Consider the following 652-nt stretch of genomic DNA (forward strand, 5'->3'; position numbering starts at 1 on the left):
CCCAACTTTCAGGCAGTCCCTCGCAAAAACGGCTGGTGTCCATCTTTTCTCTGTTCCCAAAAACCAATCTTGCCACTCTTCTAAATCTCCTTGAATGGTTGTGACACGTTGATTTTTAAAGCGATTTGCTTCCCACAATTTCATCAAAATAATGGCATACTTTGATTTGATTTGAGCTAGCTCTGCCAATTTAAACGAGAAGAACTGGCTACGTAAAGCAAATACGTAAGGTGCGGCAAACTCTGAAAATTTAAACGATACCTCTCCATTCTCCATAAACTCAATCATAGAGAATAATTGCCCCATACGAATTCCCTTTTTACCGTTTTTTTCAATCGCAAAATATAACGCAGTATTTTCGTTTAAGGCTTTGAAGCCACGTGCCACACGCTCGTAATTATATCCTGAAGCATTCAATCCAAAATGCTTCAGTACCTCTTTTGTAGTCACCAAGAAGGTATCCGTTACGTTACTTTCTTTGGTCACATAGCTAAAGCAATAATCTAGTAGCTTATGTTCAAAGGCTTTTAAATTCCCAAAGGCTTTGGCTAGGTCATTTGCTTGTACGACTAGATAATCTTGCCTAGACATCAACCCCTCAAACGCATTTTCTGACTTCCCTTTTTTCATGGCTCAACCTCACGTATTTTTT

Annotated in this window: 1 protein-coding gene; it reads right to left on the reverse strand. The window is 39.1% G+C overall.

Annotated elements, in window-relative coordinates; all coding sequences use genetic code 11:
- Positions 1 to 630: replication initiation protein (locus tag HMPREF2837_RS00325; protein WP_075230496.1), on the reverse strand; the 630-nt coding region annotated here is incomplete at its 3' end.
- Between the last annotated feature and the right edge of the window lie 22 nt (positions 631 to 652).

Source organism: Streptococcus sp. HMSC071D03 (genome assembly GCF_001812125.1).
Lineage (GTDB): Bacteria > Bacillota > Bacilli > Lactobacillales > Streptococcaceae > Streptococcus > Streptococcus pseudopneumoniae_N.